The following is a 16,497-nucleotide window of genomic DNA, read 5'->3' as shown; positions in this document are numbered from 1 at the left end:
ACCATGAAAGGTGACTTCGCACGCGTCACGTTCGATCCGACCCAACACCGGACACGCGTGCTGCAGCAACAGGGCAGGGTGCTGCTGGAGGCGGATTGGAACGAGCAGGTCGGCATCCAGCTGCATCTACTGCATACGCTGATCCGTGACCTGGTGGGTCCGTGCTGGGCCGTCGGCAGCGGCTTCCAGGTGACGGCCGGCCAGGGCGGTCTTTCGGGGTGGCCGCTGAAGGCAGGGCATTTCTACGTCGATGGCATTCTTTGCGAGAACGATGCCGACTGCACCTTGGGCGCCCAACCCTATGCGCCCACGCCGCTCGACATCGCCGGCAGCTGGACGCAGCCGCCGGCGAGTTTCGCCTTATGGGTCGATGTGTGGGAGCGCCATGTGTCGGCCATCGAGGCACCGTCGCTGCTTGACCTGGCGCTGGATGGCGTGGATACGGCATCGCGCGCCCAGACCATCTGGCAGGTCCGTCTGCTCGGACTGGATGCCAGCCCGCTGGACATCATCACCGCCGCGCTCAAGCTGCGCCTGCAGGCGGCCGGCAACGATGCCAGCGCATCAGCGGCGATCAACAACCAACTCACCCAGGTCGATGCACTACGCCAGTCGTTTGCCGCGGTCGCCGCCAATGGCGGCAATCTGTGCCAGACCATCGGCGGCGTGCTGGGCGCCCGCGCCACTTATGCATGGCCACTCATGCAGGCCCAGCTGGGGCCGGCTCCGTCGGACAGCGATCCGTGCGTCATTGCGGCAGATGCTCGCTATCGCGGATGCGAGAACCAGCTCTATCGCGTGGAGGTTCACCAAGGTGGCCTGGCAGGTACAGTCGGCGGCGCGAGTGGCGCCACGTTCAAATTTTCCCGCGAAAATGGCTCGGTGATCTTCCCGGTATTGCAGACGGCCACCACTGCGCAAGCCGATGGCAGCGCCCTGATTGCCGTGACCGTGGCGAGCCTTGGCCGCGACCAGCGGCTGGGCCTCGCCGTCAATGACTGGGTCGAGCTGGTCGACGACGACTACACGCTGGGCCAGCTGGCCAGCCCCCTGCTGCAGGTCACCGCGATCGATATACCCCATCACCTGGTGACCCTCGCTGCGCCCAACGGGGTGACGGCTTATGCGGTCAGCAACAGCGCGCAGAAACATCCGCTCATGCGTCGCTGGGATCAAAAGAGCGGGGTGAATGCGCAGGGCTGCGTGCCGCTGATCGAGGGTGCGGCGATCGCGTTGGAGGACGGTATCGAAGTCACCTTCGCCGCAGGGGGTGTCTACGCCACGGGGGATTATTGGCTGATACCCGCGCGCGTAGCCGGCGATGGCAGCCTCGACTGGCCCCAGAACAACGGCCAGCCCAGCGCCTTGAAGTCTCGTGGCATGCACCACTATGCGACGCTGGGCATCAGTCAGGCTGCCGGCTCGTACACCGAGTGCTGTTGCCGTTTCGATTCGCTATGTGCGCTGTTGCAGCGCCCGACGTACAGCACCGGGGCGGCGATCGGTGCTGCTCCGGCGGCGAGTCCCGCGACGGCGCCCGTTGCCAAACCGCTGAGCGAACTCGCCGTCACCAACACGTCGACCAAGGTCAAAAGCAAAGCCAAGACCAAGGCCAGTGCGAAGACCCCTGCCAAGAGTGCGGTGAAGTCGACGCGGAAAAAAGCGCCCAAGTAGTCGCCTGCCAGTTGGAGCGGCGGGCGGATGGGCGGCGAAAACCATAAGCGCCGATGGCGCGGTTCGATCCATCGGTCGTGACTCCATGTGCACGCGATGAGGGCGTAACTCATGTTCGGTTCCGCGATCCTCGATGTGGCGATCGGCATCGTCTTCATCTACATCATCCTGAGCATGATGTGCTCGACGATCCGCGAAGGCATCGAGGCGTGGCTCAAGACGCGGGCGGCGTATCTGGAGCGTGGGATACGCGAGCTGTTGAGCGACGTGGATACGGGCAGCCTGACCCGTCAGCTGTATCAGCACCCGTTAATCGATCCGCTTTACTTTGGCGTCTATCCCATCGCGCCGCTGGCCTTGAATCCGCGTTGGTACAGCCGTGGGCACAACCTTCCGTCCTATATTCCCTCGCGTAACTTCGCCCTGGCCTTGCTCGACATGGCCGCGCGCGGACCATCGAATAGCGGCAAGGGCGACACCGGCCCGACGCTGGCGGACAGCATGGAACTCTCCCTGGCATCGATACGCGCCGGCATCCCGACCCTGCCGAATGCAACCCTGCAACGCGTGGTCAGCATGGCGGTCAACACGGCAGGCGATGACCTGGAGACATCCGTGCGGCATGTCGAGGCGTGGTTCGACAGCGCGATGGACCGGATTTCCGGCATGTACAAGCGGGCAAGTCAGCTGGTCATTTTCCTGCTTGGGCTTGGCCTGGCGATCGGCTTCAACATCAACACGCTCGCGCTGGCCGACTACCTCTATGGCAACCCGTCGGTGCGCCAGGCGCTGGTCGCCCAGGCCGAGAGGACGGCCAGGAGTTCGGATGGCACACCCGGTGACTCGGACCCCATCCAGCAACTCATCGCCCAGACATCGTTGCCGATTGGATGGGCGCAACCTGCCAACGGACATGCGCAACCCCCAGCCGGACCCGCTGCATATGCCTGGCACACCTTCGTGGCGCCGGCGCTGGGTTGGCTGCTCACGGCTTTTGCGGTCACGCTCGGCGCACCGTTCTGGTTCGACGTGCTCAACAAGATCATGACCTTGAGGAGCAGCCTCAAACCCGCTGCTTCAGACGAGCAAACGCATGTCGTGGTGGAGCCCTCCGCCAAGGACGTGGCGCCCGCGAGCGACCCACTTGCCAGCGTCGTGGCAACGCCAGTGATGGTCACAGCGCACGACGCAACGAGCCCTCAGCTCGATGGCTGCGGTGCCAGCCCGCTGGCACCGACCCTGGACCAGGAACTTCCCTGCGCTCAGGGAGGCGTGGCGCAATGACCTACAGTCTGCTTTGGCTGCAACCCGTGTTGCGCAATGCGGGCCTGAAAGTAGCCATCGTCGACGGCTGGGAGACGCGTGGGCGCGGCGATATGGGGCAGGTCGAAGGGGTGATGTGCCACCACACGGCGAACGCAACGGCGGGCAATATGCCGACACTGCGCACCTTGGTCGAAGGACGCCCGGATCTGGCCGGCCCGCTGGCGCAACTGGGGCTGGGGCGGGACGGCACGTTCTATGTGGTGGCAGCCGGCCGCTGCAATCACGCCGGTGAAGGCATGTGGCAGGGCTGCACCACCGGAAACTCAAGTTTCATTGCCATCGAAGCGGAGAATTCAGGTGCCGGCGAGCCGTGGCCATCGGTGCAGCTGGACGCTTTTCGCCGTGGCGTGGCCGCCTTGCTTGCCAGGCTGCAGCGCGGAGCCGATGCCTGTGCGGGCCACAAGGAATACGCCTTGCCGGCTGGCAGAAAAATCGATCCATCCTTCGATATGGCGGCCTTCCGCCAATCCGTTGCCGGCGTGATGAGTGGCAGTTTCCCGGTGCGTCCCCTGATACCGTCGGCCGAGCCCAGTCAAGCTGGCCATGCGCAGGGAAGGCCAACCTTGCGACGCGGTGCGGTGGGCGAATTGGTCAAGCTCATCCAGGGCAAAGTCGGCGCTAATCCGGACGGCTATTTTGGTCCACACACCGAGGCCCTGGTGCGTGCGTTCCAACGTTCGCGCAGCCTGGTGCCCGATGGCATCGTCGGTCCGCTCACCTGGCAGGCGTTGAGCTGACTCACCGGCCGAAGCTATCAGCCGAGTTCTTGGGCTAGTCCGATGAGCAGCCCTTCAGGACCGCGGATATAGCAGAGCCGATACGTGTCCTGATATTGGACAACTTCGCCTACGAGCTCTGCGCCGTACTTGCGGAGCCTCTCAAGCGTGCCGTCGACGTCGTCCACGGCGAACATCACGCGCAAGTAGCCTAGTGCGTTTACCGGAGCGTTCCGGTGATCGGCGACGACAGGAGGCGCGAGAAACCGGGACAGCTCGAGCCGGCTGTGGCCGTCGGGTGTGCGCATCATGGCAATCTCGACGCGCTGATCCTCCAGCCCGGTGACCCGCCCAGCCCATTCGCCTTCGATCGTGGCCCGCCCTTCGAGATCGAGCCCGAGCTCGCGGAAGAAAGCAATCGCAGCGTCGAGGTCCTCGACGACGATGCCCACGTTGTCCATCCGCTTCAGCGCCATGTGCCCAAGCTACAAGGTAGCCAGTGTTCTGACAATGAATCAGGGACCGCAAAGGGCCGCCACTTGCACGGTCGGCCGTCGCGGCATAATATCTACCGTGGTACCAAGGTACCGTTATAAGCTACCGACCGGACGCGAGGTTTCCAATGGACGTGAAGATCATGTGGATCGGCTCCATGGTCGTGTCTCTTGCCATCGGCTTGGGCGTTGGCATGGCCCATTCGCAAAGCGGTGCGCAGGGTGGTCACGGCGCACCTGGTGCGCATGGATTGCACGGCGCATTGCATGCGCCATCCTCGACAGGAGCGGCGCAGATGTATGCAGAACGCGACTTCGAGTTCGACCTGCCGGGAACCGTGGCGGCGCTCACGCCGTATTTTGGACCCGTCAAAGAGCGAGAGTGGGCGCCCGACTGGAGCCCTGAATTCATCCGCCCCACGGGCGGCGGCCAGGAGGTCGGCGCCGTCTTCCAGACGAAATCGCCGTGGGGCACGGCAACCTGGGTCATGGACCACTATGCGCCCGTACAGGGCAAAGTCGGCTATCTCATCTTCATTCCCGAAACCGGGGTGTCACGCTACGACATTTCCCTGAGCCAGAAGGATCCAGCCACCGTGCACGTGCATGTGTGGTGTAGCCGCACGCCGCTGAAAAGCGCGAACCCCAGGTATCTTGCCGAATTCGAGCAGTTCTTCACGGCACAGGGGCCGGAGTGGCGGGACGCAATCACCGGCATGCTGGCCCGCACCGCTGCGCAACCGCGCTAATCCAAGTGGAGCTACCTCGATGGACGACACGATCGACTTTCTCGAGACGGCGGCGAACTGCAGCCTCTTTCATCGCATCAGTGCCTACATGACGGCCGAGCTTCGCGAGAGCGGCCACGACCAGCCAGAGGGTTCACTCACTGTCGCTGACCTGCAGCACGCCCACGCGATCTTCGCGTGTCGTGAACTCTCGATACTGGGCATGATCGTGGTGAGACTTCCTGCGGATGCCGAACCCGCCAGGCTCTACCGTCTTTGGATTGTTCCGTCAGCACGCCGCTCAGGCATCGGGCGTGCACTGATGATGCAGGCGGAACGTTTCGTGGCAGGGGAGGGCGTCCAGGCCATCGAGTTCGATACAGGACAGGATCTCATTCCTGCAGTTGCCCTCTATCGAAGCTTGGATTACAAGGAAAAGCCGTTCCTGGAGCGGAGCCCAAGGAGCCTCTTGTTCCGCAAATCCTTGGCCAGCTTCCAACCTGAATTTGAGCGACCAACGAACACGCCATGAACAATGAAACGAAAATCGACCGCGTGCAGACCGGCGTACGCATCGAAAAGCGAATCCTGAAGGTGCTCAAGAGCCTCGCCGAAACTATGGACATCTCCCTGGGCGACCTGATCGAAGGGATCGCCCTGCATGCTTTCGAAAACAAGAAGCCATTTTCGACGAAGACGCTGCAGCACATCCAGAAGCTGCGAGAGGTGTACGGCCTGGACCTGACCGCCGAGGACAGCCACAAGCTGAAAGAATGAGCGTGTCGCGGTTTGGTGTTTCAGCTAATTATTGACGTAAGGAGAGACCGATGGGTGCCTGGGCCGCGAGAGTGTTTGACGACGACACCGCGTTGGATTTCCTCGAGGAACAACTGATTCCGAGGGCCGATCCACGACCCGTCATGCAGGCAGCATTCAAGACCGCGCTTGCCGCAGACTACCTGGACTATGAGGCCGGCCAGGCGGTTCTCGCTTCCGCCGCCGTCATCCTCTCCGCGAAAACCGGGCAACCACTGGACGATGACGAAACCGAAGCCCGGATAGCCTGGCGCAAAGGCCTGGCCACACTCGACTTCACCGCTCTGGCCGAGCTCGGCTCGAAGGCATGCCTGCGCGTATGCGCCAAGTCCAGCGAACTGCGGGAGCTGTGGGAAGAGGACGCCGGTCTGTTCTCCGCCTGGATCGGCAATATTGAGTCGTTGGCGAGCATCCTGAAGCAGAGTTGCGCCACTTAGGCTCGATGTCCACTGCCCACGCTGGCCGGCGGCAGCAGAAAACAGAGAAGGCCAGTAGTTCCGTGTTCCTTGCAACACGTGCAGGAAGACCTTCCACGCTCGTCGCGCTTGATTCCCTGGCTAGCCTTATGACCGAGCCACAGAGGCTGCTTGCTTGTCCTGGCGCGCTCTGGCGGCCGGCTCAGCGCCGCGAGTCGACGCAACGATCGGGCTCACCCCTTGCTCCGACTTTGCCGCTTTTTCCAGCAGCTCATCGCGAAACGCGACGGTGGCTTCGACCAGCGTCGCGCCATCGCTAAATGGAACGACCCGGCCGAGGGGATAAGCACTAACGCGCTCAGCGGGCGCGCCGAGATCGAAGCAGATGATCGGCAAACCCAAACTCATGACTTCTGCAACGACAAAGGAAAACGTCTCCGGCCAGACCGACGTGAACGCGATCATATTCACGTTGTGTTTGGTCAGGAGGCTGGCGAGATTGCCGCGTTGATATGATCCCGTGACAACCAGCGAGGGCGACCTTTGGCGTCCGTCAATCGCGCCGAATACCGTGATTTGCTCCTTCATGCCGCGCGCGTCGAGCGCAGCCGCCATCTGATTGACAATCGCCGCACCTTTATGCGCATTGATTCGTCCCACGACGCCGATATTCAACTTCGCCTTGAGGTCGAATTGCACGGTTGCGGACGGGAAATCGGAAATGTCGTGCGGCTTGAGTTTTAGTGCCGAGTGACGTCCCAATTGTGGATAGGCACGCAGCAATAGCTCCTTACTGGAGTTGGAGAAGAAGACAATCTCGTCGGTCTTAAGTAGAAAGCTCAACCAGCGGCGGCGCCAAAGTTGAATATCGCGCTCGGCGAAAAGCGACACAAGACCTTCGCTCATCCTTGGCAGGCAGCTTTGGCAACGGTGCACGTCCGGCACGCTGCAGTATCGCCCTTCGACATCGAGCAGGAAGTGCGACGGACAGACGGAATGGAAATCATGCATGTAATACGACACGGGCACCGTCATGCCAACCGACGACAATGCCTCGATCACCGCCAACTGATTCGTGAAGGAAACGGTGTTGTTGTAGTGAATTCGGCTTAATGGGAATTCGCGTAGCTTTGCGAAGAACTCATTGAGATCGATAGCAATGCGTGTTGTCATATCCTGTGTGCGGCACTCCAATCCATAGCGCAGCGTCGGCACATGGAACGTTAGAATCAGCACCGCACACCCCGCGGAGACGAGCTCCTCGGTGAGCGATTGTCTGAAGTGATTCGCTCCGCCGCCAAGATCGTGATCGACGATCAGTTCTGCACGTGAATGTTTAGCGAGCGTCTGGACGATGCTCTCGATGCCGTTTGCCATTACGCGTGGCTTTCCCGCCAGGTAGCGTCGCGCCACGGTAGCCAGGTCGACGAATCGTCCCGATCGGGCAAAAAACCAGGACCGGCGTACTAGGCGTGCCATCGTCTGCACGCGTTGCGATCTGCGGTCATCGCGTGTCTTGCTTTTGGATTGCGGCATCGCGCAGTTTGTCGGCAGCAGGGCTTGTGACCCGTCGGCAAGCTGCACTTCCAGCGACATCGAAAGAAACTCTGCGCTACGCGCGTGCCCAAAAAAGTAGTAGCCGCACATCAGAGACCGCGGGTTGTCAGCGATTGCGCTGGCGACATCTGTGCGCTCCGTGCCGTAGACAACGTTGAAGCGCTGGTCTGTGCCGTCCATGAACCGCAGGATCATGGTCAGCGACATGATGTCTTCCCTGTCGTGCAAGGCCCAGCCGAAGAACAGCAGTGTGCCTTCCTCGGTGAGCGCAAAATGATCCACCGCCCATCGAAACTCTATGAGTTGGGCATCGGAAGGCACGTCTGGCAGAGTTGATGAAGGCATAGGTCTGGATATCCCTTTCTGGCCCAATCCACAGCAGCACGCCTCGATTGCCAGGCGGGCGGGTCCGGTCGTAGCGGATCTCGGTGTGGTTTTTACGAAACGGCACGTCTATGGCTTACGCTACTAAGCTCGAAGGAAGGTCTAGTCCAGGCGACGAGTAATGCCACGCAGCCCTTCCTGCCGAACGATTTCCCACGCACGCTTTGCGTAGCGACTCGCATGCTTCGGACTGGAAATCGCATCCGCTGCCATGTTGCGTGCGCGACGCCAGTCAAATTGCTCCGTTTGGTTCGGACGGAAGCCGGCTGTCAATTGCTGCCTGAGTTGCAGCAGTGCCGGGTCAGGCAACCCAGTCTCAATACCAGGATATTCGACCCGGCCCTGAGCGGTGATCCAGCCGTGGTAGCCGCCGTTCGTCGCATCGAAAGGATTAGGGAACGCGCACTGCAAATCGACGCGCTCGCGGTAAACCAGGCGATGCGCCGGGTTGATCTTCTCGCCGTTCGAAAAGTAGCCGAACGCCCACTTGATATTGGTGAGCGGATCGGCCGAGAGAAGGGCCGTCTCGCGCTCGTACCAATCAATCAGCACACCGGTGTTCGAGCCCGGGCGGGCATTGATGGAAGCCATCATTCGATGCGCACCACTATCGAAGCCGGTGAAATGATAGAACCCAAGCTTTTCGCCATTGACGGCGAAGCCGGTCTCGAAATCGCCCGAGATGTCGCGTGTCGTGAGATTCCAGGGCGCGACGTTGTGACGGGGGGAGCGAATGATGGCGACATCCGAGAAGAATGCCGGAACCAGGTCGATCCATCGCTGATCCGTGAAGAGGCCGTTCGCAATGTCGGCGCGACAGAAGTGATAGATCCGCTGCTTCCACCAGTCAGCGAAACGCAGGCCCTCATCTGTCGCCTTGACTCCCACGAATCCAAGGTTATAGATGCCGTGTTTCAAACTGCATATTTCGTTGTCGATGACGGCGCGCAAGCGCGACTCCGGCTCGATCTGATGCGGGGTTAGAATGACGTTTGCATCGCCAAGCGCATCGATCAGATCATCGACGCGGGAGAACAGCACCATGTCTGGATCGAAGTACAGGACGCGCTCGCAATTCTCGCGACGCAATAGCTTCTCGAGCAGAAACGGTTTGATCGCCGTGGACAGCTCGACGATGTTGTGACAGAACGCCCAGCCATCGACGTCAGGTATGTCGAGCGTGTTCAGCGGATGAACTTCGTCGAACGGCTCGACGCTGAGGTCAACGTCATCGGGGAGGACGTCGGACAGCGCCAGGTGCAGCTCGAACTCCGGGTGCAGTTCACGCAATGATTTGAAGAGCATCCGAACTTTAGGAATGTAGTTCAATGCTGCGCTGGTAAAAACACAGGTCTTCTTGGTCGTTGTCTGATCGTTCAAAGCGGATCACCCTATGATGGTGGGCATGGTCTTAAGGGAGTCGTCTGGTTGGTGACGTTCTGGCGCGGCCGACGCAGGCTCGCCGTCGGCGACATGTCGACTCTCGAGTTCATGAATGCGGTTCAGCCGTTCGATCCCGAGCGCCTGCGCCTCGCGCAAACCGGCGTCCGTGCGCTTAATGCGCTCTTCTAGCTCCTGGATACGGGCGAGCCGCTCCAGTGAAAGTTCTTTCGTGTCATTGAGCGCGGAGTCGGTCTCGAACAAGCGCGCTTCGAGCTCCTGAATTTCCTCGAGCCGCTGCGCCGTCAGCGCTTTCGCGCAATCGAGCGCTTCGTCAGTCGCCTCCAGGCGCGCTTCGAGCGCTTGAAATTCTCCGACACGTTGCATAGTCAGCTTTTTCGTACCATCGAGCGCTGCGTCGGTCTCTTTCAGGCGCGTTTCTAGCGCCTTAATTTCCTCCAGACGTCGCACTGTCAGCTCTTTCGCAGCATCGAGCGCTGAGTCGGTCTCCTGAAGGCGCGATTCGAGCGCCTTCATCTCCTCGAGGCGTTTCAACGTCAACTCCTTCGCACCATCGAGCGCCGCGTCAGTTTCCTTGAGGCGAGCTTCGAGCGCGCGGTTCGTTTCCAGCCTTTCGATCGACATCCGCTCGACGAGACGGAGCGCGGCATCCGTCTTCTCCACGCGCGTTTCGAGCGCAATGATCTGGCTGAGGCGATCGATGGACAGGGTTTCGATGCCCTCCTTGTCCGCGCGTTGCGCCTCAAGCTCCTGGCACACCCGCGCGAATTCGCTCCGCAGATTGCCTGCTTCTACGCGCGATGACGCCAAATCAGCGCTCTGCTGGCGTACCGCCGATCGCAGCGATTGTTGGCTGATCGCATGAAGCAGGGCGCTCGTCGCTGGCGTCGGGTTGTGCGTGATAGATAATGCTTGCGCACATGCCGCAGCCCTGTCGGAGATCTCGACCGCATCGTTCATCGGGAATACGAGTGGCGCGCTAGCATTGCCGTAGAACTCGACCCAGTCGCAACCTAGCAACTGAGAGGCCGACTCAAGACCACGCTGCCACCACAGTCGAGCGCTCTGCGGCTCGCTGGACAGCCACCACAGCAGGCCGAGCCAGAACGCAGCGTCGACCGTTTTTGTGCCAAGTGTCGGTGTGATCCAACGAACTTCGGTGCGGGCGACGCGGGTGAAATCTTCGATAGCGGCTGCTCGTTCGCCACGCCGCAGGCGCAAGCGAGCACGAGCATAGGCGAGCGATACTTGCCAGCGCCGCACATGAGGATTGTCGGAAGTCAGCGCGAGGTAGTCGCCGATCTGCGCCTCAAGCGCCACCAGTTCCTCTTCGCTCGCGTGGTCGTCCAGAGCGCGATAGCTCATGACGGCGAGCGCGGCGCCGTTGTCCGCCGAGTCGCGCGGGCATCGGCGGCTCAATTCGCTGGCGAGCCTGCCCAGCTCTTCGGGACGTTGCAAACGATATGGAATCTCGATCATGGCATGCACCAACCACGGGTTCTGGTAGTGCTCGCCGAAATCCACGAGATGGGTCGCGCCATCGAAACCGTCATGCACGGTTTCACGATAGGGCAGGCCGAGCCCTTCTTCAGGCGACTTCATGCCGACAGCAAGCCACCATTCGGCCTCGATCCCGGATGCGGCATCCGGCTCGACAGCTTCGAGCGTGCGCGGCCGTTCGGTCCATTCGCAGGCGGCGCCGAGGCGCTTGCAACCACTGGCGATCTGACGGACGGCGTGCTCGACGATATAGCCGGCCGCAAGCTCGCTCTGCAGACGTTGCCAGGTGTAGACGTGCAGATGGTGTGGATTGGGATCTTCGCCGGTCTCGTCGCTCCAGTCGTTCGGAACGCTGACGATGACGCGGCCGCCCGGCCGTAGGACTCGCCTGAATTGTGCGAGCAAGCCGGCCGGATCAGGCACGTGCTCGAGCGTCTCGAACGAAACGACGACGTCTACGGACGAGTCCTCGAAGCGGCTCAGAGCCTCGGGCAACATTCCCGCGATGTACTCCGTGCCAGCCCTGGCGAAACAGGCCGACGCGTAGTCGATGGCCCAGTTGCTGCCGTCGATGGCGAAGAAGCGGGAACCGCGCGACCGGTGCCGCATCACGTGCGTTCCGTAGCCCAGACCGCAGGCCGCGTCGAGCACGGTGTCGTTGGGGCGGATAAACTGTGACGCCCACTCGTAGCGCATGATGTGCGCATCCGCGCGGCGCCCGGTTTCCCGCAACATGTCCATGTGCAGATCGCGCTCTTCCAGTAGCCGAGCCGTCGGAAAGCGCGGCAGCGTATCGCCGCCCAATGGTTCCAAAAGCGTGGCGAACTCGGGCGACTGCAACTCCAGTTCGGCATAGCCGAACAGGTGATGGTAGGCCGGATGCTTGCGGTAGCCCAGCTCGAAGCAGAGCCGCTCCAGCATATCGAGCGACTTTGCCTGTGGCGTTGCGCGGTGCTGGATATAGATGCCGCTCGCCTGGGCGGCCGCCGGGTCGGACAGGGCCAGGGACAGTGCCTCGTCACTCAAGTCGACGCACACGAGACATGTCGGCGCGCTCGCGATAGATGCGCTCATCCACCCGTCGCACAGCTCGCTGCCCGCGTCGTTGAGTAAGGCTCGACTCGCGTCCGGGAGCCTGCCGACTATGACAAATCGGGTCGCTCCGAACGCCAACAGGAGACGGCGAGCTAGATCAATGTCTCGCAAACTGTTCTCCTTGGCTTTGGTCACGATGGTTCGCCACCAGAGTCACGCGGCACACCGGCCGTATGTCCGCGACACCGCCGTACCAGCGCTCGGCTCTGTTCATCGACACGCGGAAGAACGCGCTCTCGTCGACCCAGTGCAGCATGCGCTGGTGCCCTGGAGCCATCATTTTTTCCTCAGCCGCGTAAGACTGAATCTCGTAGTAGCCTTCGCCAAGACGGCACTCGAAGCGCTGCGACAGCTCGATCACTTCGCCTTCCTCGAAAGCTCGATCCCAGGTTCGGTGGGTCGCACTATCCGGCAATGCAAGCAGGTCCTCGTTGAACGTCCCGCCGGAATACAGCTTTACGCCTTCCTTGTTGCGCAGCCGGAAGCCGAAGTTCAAGCCCGTGGCTGATTTGTTGGCCCGGTAGCGGACCCTGACATCGATCTCGTCGCCTGGGTAGAACAGTTCGCAGGGCGCACCTTTCGCGTCGAACGTTGCCGTGCTCAGAATCTCTACATCCAAGTCGCCGAACGACATGTCACCCGTTCGGCTGCGGGCCGGTGCGCCTGGTTCGAGCGCGGCGCTGGCTTGGGTCGAGCCGGGTTTTGCCGCAGGCTCGGCAGACGACTTTGGCGTCGCGACGATGTCCGAAGCACGCTCCCGTGCCGCCGACGACAGGTATTGCAGCACGCTTCGTGCTTGCTCATTTTCAGCTTCGTGAAGCAGGCGGCGATATTCGAGCACCACCTCCGACGAAGTGCCCTCACAGACGGTCGCTCCGTCCCTTAGCAGCAACGCCCGGTCGGTCAACGTGCGCACCGACTCCTGATCGTGCGATACGAACAACAGGCTGCCTCCGTCTGCCAGAAAGCGCTCGATGCGCGCATAGCAGCGCTTCTGGAATAGCGCATCACCGACCGCAAGCGCTTCGTCAACGATCAGCACATCGGGTTCGAGTTGGACCTGCACGGCGAACGCGAGGCGCACCATCATGCCGCTGGAATAGGTTTTGACAGGACGGTCGATAAAGTCGCCGATGCCGGCGAACTGTTCGATGGCGGCAAAGCGCTCGAGCACTTCCGTGCGCGAAAAGCCGAGCATGGCCGCATTCAGAAACACGTTCTCGCGCCCCGTGAATTCAGGATTGAAACCAGACCCCAGTTCAAACAGGCCCGCGAGGCGCCCGTTTGTCTCAATGAGGCCGGAGGTGGGCTTCAAGATGCCTGCCACCAGTTGCAGCAGCGTTGACTTGCCCGCGCCATTCATGCCGAGAATGCCTACGCTTTCGCCGCGCTTCAGTTCGAATGAAATATTTCGAAGTGCCCAGAACTCGCGATGAAAGGTCTTGTTCGCAAGGCCCGATGGAAGACAACGCTGCGCGATGTTGGGCAGCGCCCGCTGCATCCAGCGCGCGCCATACTGCCGCAGACGATCGGAGGGTGACGTGTAAATGCGGAAGCACTTGCTGGCCTGGTCGACGCGGACGACGTGATCAAAGGACATCGGCAAAACCATCCGAGGTTCTCGAGAACCACACGAGCCCGAACCACGCCACGGCCCAACCTACGAGCATGGCGACCACGAAACTGGTCAGACTCGGAAGCTGCCCCCAAAGCAGGACATCGCGCATGGACTGCACCTGTGTGGCGAGGGGATTGAAGTCTGCGAATGCGCGAAGCGCACCTGGCGTCCCAAGGGGTGGATAGAAGATTGGCGTAAGGAACAGCAGGGCGGTCGTCAACAGCCCGACCAGTTGCGCGATATCACGCACATAAACGCCGAGGGACGAAAGAAACCAGCCCGTCCCGAGCGCGACAAGCGCGACAGGCAGCAATACGAATGGGAACAACAGCGCGGTGACCGGCACGTGTCCGACAAGCAGCCATTCACCCACCAACAGAATGGCGACACTGATGATGGAATTGATAGTTGCGGTAATCATCGCCATCCATGGCAGGATCACGATAGGGAAGACCGTTTTCTTGACGAGATTGGGTGAGAGCGTGACGAGCGTTGGCGCGCGATTCACGCACTCCGCAAGAAAGTTGAAAACGATAAGCCCGGAGTAGAGGATGATCGGGAACGGCAACTGCGGATCGCCAGCGCTCCACCGGGACTTAAACACGGTTCCAAATACGTAGGAATAGATGCTGAGCATGGCGAGCGGCATGAGCACCGCCCAGAGCATTCCAAGATAAGAGCCTTTATACCGGGCGGAAATGTCACGCTTTGTCATTTCCCACAGGAGCAACCTGTGCCGGCGGAGTGGATCAAAAACCGAAAACGGATGCACCGCACGAACCTCGCGAACAGAAAGTGATGCCGCTTCGATTACAAAAGGTTTGAAGAGGAGAACGTTTGAGGATGGCCTGCACCAGTGCCTCTGACGAGCAATCAAAGGCTCACGAGTGCAATGAAGACTTCAACTTGAGTCTTTGCTCGCGAAGGGCGAGACGTGCAGACGTTTCCTAGGAACACGCTGATAACTGGTCATCAGTATCGACGCCTCGGCTGACGTCAGACAATCGGAAATGTCCGAAATTTTCGCCCTTGTTATCGGAGCATACACACGGCCAATCGTGTAGGAACTTCGGAAGGAGCGTCCTTGCGAGTTGGCTGCATGCGTCTTAGATGTCGCGACGGTGGAGTGATTAGGCTGTGGAGGAAGTTCATGCCGTGCGGTGCGGCGGCATGGCACGATGGCAACGTGAATACTGATGATGTTTAGGTCCGTGGCGCGGTTGCCAACTCGGCTCGTAGAGACATCGCCTATCGTGGCTGGGCATTTTCATGTACCGGCAGGCTCGCCGTCTGCATGAATTTCGGGTGATCCGGTTCTTCCATTGCCTCGCCCCACACCAGTACGTTACTGGCGCGTGAAATGCCATTGGTGCAAGTTGATCAATAGTGAGTTTCCTTGAGCACGCCTGGCGGCGAACGTTGGAGATTGCATAGCATCGGCGCAAGATACCAAGTTGTCCGACCACCTCTTGCAGAGCTTGCAAGCCAAGACGGGCGATGACTTCGGTTCACCCGGAATTTCATTCCACAGTCGCGTCGAGGGGGTTTTTATGCGTCGCTCAATTATTGCCATGGCCTGCATGTTGGGCTTGTCCGTCCATGCATTCGCCGCAGACGTCAAGTCGATCTCAAGACTCGCGGCTGGGCCCGACAACATCCTCTTCGTTGCCGACTGGAAAGCCGCGGAGGTTCATGCGATCGAGCTGGCGCCGGCGTCGCCGCAGCCCGTCGGGACGACGTTCAATGTCCTCGACCTGGAGGCGCTGCTATCGCCGCAGGTTGGCGGCGCAAAGGTCACCGTCGAGGACATGGTGGTTCGTCCCACAACGGCCCAAGTCTACGTCGCGATCAGTTACGGTCCGGATAAGGCGCCGGCGCTGTTTCTCGTGACTAGCGACAAAAAGGCGCACAAGGTCGACCTGAAGGCTGCGCATTCAACCTCGATAGCGCTACGCGAAGCCCCTACGGCGAGCGAGAAATTCTGGAAGCAGAGTCCTGAGCGTAGCTATACCGTCACCGACATGAAGTGGCATGACGGAGAGCTTTTCGTCGCAGGACTGTCGAACCAGGAGTTCGCCTCGACGTTGCGACGGATCCATTACCCGTTCGACGCCAAACAGACGATCACATCGCTGGAGATTTTCCATGGCGGGCACGATCAGCTCGAGACGCGGGCGCCGATCCGTGCGATGAGTTTCGCGAACCTTGGCGGGAAGCCCTACCTCGTTGCCGCCTACACGTGCACGCCACTGGTGATCATCCCGCTGGATGATCTGAAGGATGGCGCCCACGTGCGCGGCAAGACGGTGGCCGAACTCGGTTACGGCAATACACCCGCCGATATGGTCTCGTTCACGAGTGCCGGGCAGGGGAAGGCCAAGGACTTCCTCATGCTTGTCAACTACAACCGCATAGCCGACGTCATTCCAGTGTCCGAGCTGGACGCAGCGCTCGCTCGCCCCGGCATTGAGAAGCAGGTTCCGTACGGACAGATCACCGGGCTCAATGTGGGGGAGGCCCCGTTGGCTGGCGTGATGCGCCTGGACAATCTCGACGACAAGTCGTTCGTGGTCGTTCGTCGTGACCTCCAGCGCGATGCCCTGCAGCTGGTCTCCATGGGCAAAGACCTGAGCTTCCGATTGACAGACCACATCTCCGAGTACACGTTTCCCGATTTCAGCTTCAAAGGCAAAAAGCCCCAGCAGCAGTACGTCAACATGCTGCTGAAGGATGAAGGGCTGCCTGAGTTCATCAAGGCTTCGGACTAACGCC

The 16,497-nt window shown here is 60.8% G+C and carries 14 protein-coding genes; 8 read left to right on the top strand and 6 right to left on the bottom strand.

What is annotated here, in order from left to right; genetic code table 11:
- Window positions 1-3: 3 nt before the first annotated feature.
- The 3 genes from Y882_RS00285 (at window position 4) to Y882_RS00275 (ending at window position 3,737) form a co-directional block, all read left to right on the top strand.
- Window positions 4-1,674 carry a DUF6519 domain-containing protein gene (locus Y882_RS00285; protein WP_156171269.1) on the top strand — a complete coding sequence of 557 codons (1,671 nt, stop codon included), beginning with the start codon at window positions 4-6 and terminating at the stop codon, window positions 1,672-1,674.
- A gap of 111 nt (window positions 1,675-1,785) precedes the next feature.
- Window positions 1,786-2,958 carry a hypothetical protein gene (locus tag Y882_RS00280; RefSeq protein WP_046969863.1) on the top strand — a complete coding sequence of 391 codons (1,173 nt, stop codon included), beginning with the start codon at window positions 1,786-1,788 and terminating at the stop codon, window positions 2,956-2,958.
- The gene (locus tag Y882_RS00275; protein ID WP_046969862.1) at window positions 2,955-3,737 is read left to right on the top strand and encodes a peptidoglycan recognition protein family protein; all 783 of its coding nucleotides are present in this window, start codon (window positions 2,955-2,957) and stop codon (window positions 3,735-3,737) included. Before Y882_RS00280 ends, Y882_RS00275 begins: the two co-directional genes overlap by 4 nt.
- 17 nt (window positions 3,738-3,754) lie before the next feature.
- On the opposite strand, the gene Y882_RS00270 is transcribed toward Y882_RS00275, so the two are convergent.
- The gene (locus tag Y882_RS00270) at window positions 3,755-4,192 is read right to left on the bottom strand and encodes a VOC family protein (RefSeq protein ID WP_046969861.1); all 438 of its coding nucleotides are present in this window, start codon (window positions 4,190-4,192) and stop codon (window positions 3,755-3,757) included.
- 146 nt (window positions 4,193-4,338) lie between these two features.
- Between Y882_RS00270 and Y882_RS00265 the strand changes: the two genes are divergently transcribed.
- Genes Y882_RS00265 through Y882_RS00250 form a run of 4 tightly spaced genes read left to right on the top strand, consistent with a single transcriptional unit; the run spans window position 4,339 to window position 6,191 of the window.
- A complete protein-coding gene (locus tag Y882_RS00265; RefSeq protein ID WP_046969860.1) occupies window positions 4,339-4,959 on the top strand; it encodes a hypothetical protein in 621 nt (206 codons plus the stop codon).
- A 19-nt stretch (window positions 4,960-4,978) separates the two neighbouring features.
- Window positions 4,979-5,470 carry a GNAT family N-acetyltransferase gene (locus tag Y882_RS18670; RefSeq protein ID WP_052949520.1) on the top strand — a complete coding sequence of 164 codons (492 nt, stop codon included), beginning with the start codon at window positions 4,979-4,981 and terminating at the stop codon, window positions 5,468-5,470.
- Window positions 5,467-5,715 (top strand): hypothetical protein, encoded by a 249-nt coding sequence (locus tag Y882_RS00255; RefSeq protein WP_046969859.1) that lies wholly within the window; start codon window positions 5,467-5,469, stop codon window positions 5,713-5,715. Before Y882_RS18670 ends, Y882_RS00255 begins: the two co-directional genes overlap by 4 nt.
- 50 nt (window positions 5,716-5,765) lie before the next feature.
- Window positions 5,766-6,191 (top strand): DUF4259 domain-containing protein, encoded by a 426-nt coding sequence (locus tag Y882_RS00250; RefSeq protein ID WP_046969858.1) that lies wholly within the window; start codon window positions 5,766-5,768, stop codon window positions 6,189-6,191.
- A gap of 126 nt (window positions 6,192-6,317) precedes the next feature.
- On the opposite strand, the gene Y882_RS00245 is transcribed toward Y882_RS00250, so the two are convergent.
- From Y882_RS00245 to Y882_RS00225, 5 genes are all read right to left on the bottom strand, one after another.
- Window positions 6,318-8,072 (bottom strand): glycosyltransferase, encoded by a 1,755-nt coding sequence (locus Y882_RS00245; RefSeq protein WP_082120861.1) that lies wholly within the window; start codon window positions 8,070-8,072, stop codon window positions 6,318-6,320.
- A 141-nt stretch (window positions 8,073-8,213) separates the two neighbouring features.
- The gene (locus tag Y882_RS00240) at window positions 8,214-9,491 is read right to left on the bottom strand and encodes a hypothetical protein (protein ID WP_211259092.1); all 1,278 of its coding nucleotides are present in this window, start codon (window positions 9,489-9,491) and stop codon (window positions 8,214-8,216) included.
- A gap of 6 nt (window positions 9,492-9,497) precedes the next feature.
- Window positions 9,498-12,242, bottom strand: coding sequence for a class I SAM-dependent methyltransferase (locus Y882_RS18665; RefSeq protein ID WP_156171267.1), 2,745 nt, complete (start codon window positions 12,240-12,242; stop codon window positions 9,498-9,500).
- Window positions 12,205-13,707, bottom strand: coding sequence for an ABC transporter ATP-binding protein (locus Y882_RS00230; RefSeq protein ID WP_046969855.1), 1,503 nt, complete (start codon window positions 13,705-13,707; stop codon window positions 12,205-12,207). The genes Y882_RS18665 and Y882_RS00230 overlap by 38 nt, the downstream gene beginning before the upstream one ends.
- Window positions 13,697-14,440 (bottom strand): ABC transporter permease, encoded by a 744-nt coding sequence (locus Y882_RS00225; RefSeq protein ID WP_082120859.1) that lies wholly within the window; start codon window positions 14,438-14,440, stop codon window positions 13,697-13,699. Before Y882_RS00225 ends, Y882_RS00230 begins: the two co-directional genes overlap by 11 nt.
- Before the next feature lie 739 nt (window positions 14,441-15,179).
- On the opposite strand from Y882_RS00225, the gene Y882_RS00220 reads away from it, so the two are divergent.
- Window positions 15,180-16,493, top strand: coding sequence for a hypothetical protein (locus Y882_RS00220; RefSeq protein ID WP_211259091.1), 1,314 nt, complete (start codon window positions 15,180-15,182; stop codon window positions 16,491-16,493).
- Window positions 16,494-16,497 lie beyond the last annotated feature (4 nt).

Origin of the sequence: Dyella japonica DSM 16301 (assembly GCF_001010355.1) — a bacterium.
GTDB lineage: Bacteria > Pseudomonadota > Gammaproteobacteria > Xanthomonadales > Rhodanobacteraceae > Dyella > Dyella japonica.
Note: the sequence above shows the minus strand (reverse complement) of the source record. Positions and strands in the feature narration are given on the sequence as shown.

Excerpts from the sequence above, each read along its gene's own strand:
- Y882_RS00265 (WP_046969860.1), top strand. The coding sequence starts at position 4,339 with ATGGACGTGAAGATCATGTGGATCGGCTCCATGGTCGTGTCTCTTGCC.
- Y882_RS18670 (WP_052949520.1), top strand. The coding sequence starts at position 4,979 with ATGGACGACACGATCGACTTTCTCGAGACGGCGGCGAACTGCAGCCTC.
- Y882_RS00245 (WP_082120861.1), bottom strand. The coding sequence starts at position 8,072 with ATGCCTTCATCAACTCTGCCAGACGTGCCTTCCGATGCCCAACTCATA.
- Y882_RS00280 (WP_046969863.1), top strand. The coding sequence starts at position 1,786 with ATGTTCGGTTCCGCGATCCTCGATGTGGCGATCGGCATCGTCTTCATC.
- Y882_RS00230 (WP_046969855.1), bottom strand. The coding sequence starts at position 13,707 with ATGTCCTTTGATCACGTCGTCCGCGTCGACCAGGCCAGCAAGTGCTTC.
- Y882_RS00270 (WP_046969861.1), bottom strand. The coding sequence starts at position 4,192 with ATGGCGCTGAAGCGGATGGACAACGTGGGCATCGTCGTCGAGGACCTC.
- Y882_RS00285 (WP_156171269.1), top strand. The coding sequence starts at position 4 with ATGAAAGGTGACTTCGCACGCGTCACGTTCGATCCGACCCAACACCGG.
- Y882_RS00275 (WP_046969862.1), top strand. The coding sequence starts at position 2,955 with ATGACCTACAGTCTGCTTTGGCTGCAACCCGTGTTGCGCAATGCGGGC.
- Y882_RS00255 (WP_046969859.1), top strand. The coding sequence starts at position 5,467 with ATGAACAATGAAACGAAAATCGACCGCGTGCAGACCGGCGTACGCATC.
- Y882_RS00250 (WP_046969858.1), top strand. The coding sequence starts at position 5,766 with ATGGGTGCCTGGGCCGCGAGAGTGTTTGACGACGACACCGCGTTGGAT.
- Y882_RS00225 (WP_082120859.1), bottom strand. The coding sequence starts at position 14,440 with ATGACAAAGCGTGACATTTCCGCCCGGTATAAAGGCTCTTATCTTGGA.